Raw genomic sequence first — 2,137 nt, 5'->3', positions numbered from 1 at the left:
CTTGGAAAGCGTGTTGGGGGCAACCCCTCACGAGTTCGAATCTCGTATCCTCCGCCATTGCTCTCACCGGGCAATACGTCGAAGGGCCCCACCGCTTGCGGTGGGGCCCTTCGGCGTTCCTCTAGGCCCGTAGTCTCATCTGCAGTCTCATCGAGACCCTGCGGAGCCCTCCGCGCCGCTCTCGTCGGGCTCCTTGGCCACTTCCCAGATGAGTCCTCCGACCCGCTGCGCGACGTCGGCGAGGATGCCGCCCGTCACGTGCTGGTACCGGGCCGCCATCGCCGTGGACGACCAGCCCATGATCTGCATCACGACCCGTTCGGGGACACCGAGGATGAGCAGAACCGTCGCCGAGGTGTGCCGGGCATCGTGCAGGCGCCCGTCCCGAACCTTCGCATCGGCCAGCAGCCGCTTCCAGGTGCCGTAGTCCGTGCTCGGCACCAGCGGCTCGCCCACGGGAGAGGTGAAGACGAACCCGGACTCTCGCCAGTCCTCCCCTGCGATCGCCCGCTCGCGTGCCTGCTCTCTGCGGTGCAGCTCCAGCAGCCTCACCAGTTCGTCGGGGACACCGATGACGCGTCGGCCGGCGCGCGACTTCTTCACCTACGACAGCGAGACCCGGGTCACCGCGATGACCCGGGCCTCCGCGGAGGGCGGCAGCACCGGCCCCACCTGGACCTACTCCTACACCGCCTCCTCGGCCACCGCCGCCGGCACCACCACGGTCACCGACCCCGAGGGCGACGCGACGACGTACGTCCACAACGGGGACGGGGAGGGCACCAAGGTCACCGACCCGCTCGGCCATGCCCGCTCCACCACCTACCAGGCCCACATGGCCACCACAGCCGTCGACGCGATGGGGGCCGGCTCCGACCCCGGCAACACCACCATCTACGGGTGGAATTCCCGCAACAACCCGACCTCCGCCGCCCTGCCCAGCGGGGCCACCGCCCAGCTGACGGGGTGACTGACGAAGGCGGGCATGGACGTGACCGGCACGCTGGACAGCGCGGACGACAACAAGACGGACTACACCTACGACGCGGTCGGCAACACCACCTCCGTCGCCGTCACCGGCACCGGCGGCGGCGGGATGACCAGCACCGACTACAACCCGTCCTGCGGTGGATTCAAGGGCCAGAAATGCCCGGTCACCGACGCACGCGGCAAGAAGACCTCGTTCACCTATGACGCCAAGGGCAACCTGAAGAAGATCGCTCCGCCCGCCCCGCAGGGCGAGACGACGATCACCTACGACTACGCGGTCCGCCCCGACGTCATCAAGGACGGCCGCACCATCCAGACGGTCTACAGCTACGACGACCTCGACCGCGTCACCAAGGTCTCCTCCACCAACGCCACCGTCCAGTACTCCTACGACGACGACAACATGGCCTGGCGCAAGGACGCGACCGGCGAGACCGACTACGCCTACGACACCCTCTCGCGTGAGGTGTTCCGCTCCCTGCAGGACGACTCCGAGGCGACCCGCGCCTACACGGCGGCCGGCACCTGCACCGACCCATGGGCACCACCGAGTACACCTACGACGCCGCAGGCCGCCTCGAGTCGCTGAAGGACCCGGCAGGCCGCACCACCGGCTACGAGTACGACAACAACGACCAGAGCACCCACACCAACTATCCCGGCGGAACGGCGCAGAAGGTCACCCTCGACGAGGACGGCAAGCCCACCGCCATCAAGGCCACCCACGGCTCCACCACCCTGGCCGACCTCACCTACACCTACACGACCGGCGCCGGTGACCCGGGAACGAAGATCTACACCCGCACCGACCAGGCTGCCAGCCGTAAGACGGCTAACACCTACGACAGCGCCGGACGCCTTTCCTACGCCTCAGCCTGAGTGGGATCGGGGACGGCCTCGGCATCGGGACCATCCTCTACGAGGGCTTCACCGGAGGACCGGCTGCCGCTGAGAAGGCAACTGCCGCCATGATCGCGGACGCAGAAATTACGGGACTTTGCGAAGTCGCGGCCGCAGTGACCTCCGGCCCGGGCGCTGTACCTGCCCTGCCGTACTGCATGGCCATCGGCGCGGCCGCTGGAACCTACGTAGCCGCCACGCACCAGAGTTAACGAACAATTCGGCTGGGTGACGCAAGAAACTTCTT

At 67.8% G+C, this 2,137-nt stretch carries 4 protein-coding genes; 3 read left to right on the top strand and 1 reads right to left on the bottom strand.

Annotated elements, in window-relative coordinates; translation table 11 throughout:
• Nucleotides 1-147: 147 nt before the first annotated feature.
• A complete protein-coding gene (locus tag B9S57_RS33410) occupies nucleotides 148-603 on the bottom strand; it encodes a tyrosine-type recombinase/integrase (RefSeq protein ID WP_374936007.1) in 456 nt (151 codons plus the stop codon).
• On the opposite strand from B9S57_RS33410, the gene B9S57_RS36125 reads away from it, so the two are divergent.
• Genes B9S57_RS36125 through B9S57_RS36115 form a run of 3 tightly spaced genes read left to right on the top strand, consistent with a single transcriptional unit; the run spans nucleotide 572 to nucleotide 1,869 of the window.
• Nucleotides 572-970 carry a hypothetical protein gene (locus tag B9S57_RS36125; protein WP_258036750.1) on the top strand — a complete coding sequence of 133 codons (399 nt, stop codon included), beginning with the start codon at nucleotides 572-574 and terminating at the stop codon, nucleotides 968-970. The two genes, B9S57_RS33410 and B9S57_RS36125, sit on opposite strands and share 32 nt — an antisense overlap.
• 15 nt (nucleotides 971-985) lie before the next feature.
• On the top strand, nucleotides 986-1,579 hold the full coding sequence (locus B9S57_RS36120; RefSeq protein WP_258036749.1) for a hypothetical protein: 594 nt from the start codon (nucleotides 986-988) through the stop codon (nucleotides 1,577-1,579).
• Nucleotides 1,528-1,869 carry an RHS repeat domain-containing protein gene (locus B9S57_RS36115; protein ID WP_258036748.1) on the top strand — a complete coding sequence of 114 codons (342 nt, stop codon included), beginning with the start codon at nucleotides 1,528-1,530 and terminating at the stop codon, nucleotides 1,867-1,869. The genes B9S57_RS36120 and B9S57_RS36115 overlap by 52 nt, the downstream gene beginning before the upstream one ends.
• The last annotated feature ends 268 nt before the right edge of the window (nucleotides 1,870-2,137 follow it).

The organism is Streptomyces sp. SM10, from assembly GCF_002910915.1.
Taxonomy (GTDB): domain Bacteria; phylum Actinomycetota; class Actinomycetes; order Streptomycetales; family Streptomycetaceae; genus Streptomyces.
This window is presented reverse-complemented; position numbering and strand designations above follow the sequence as displayed.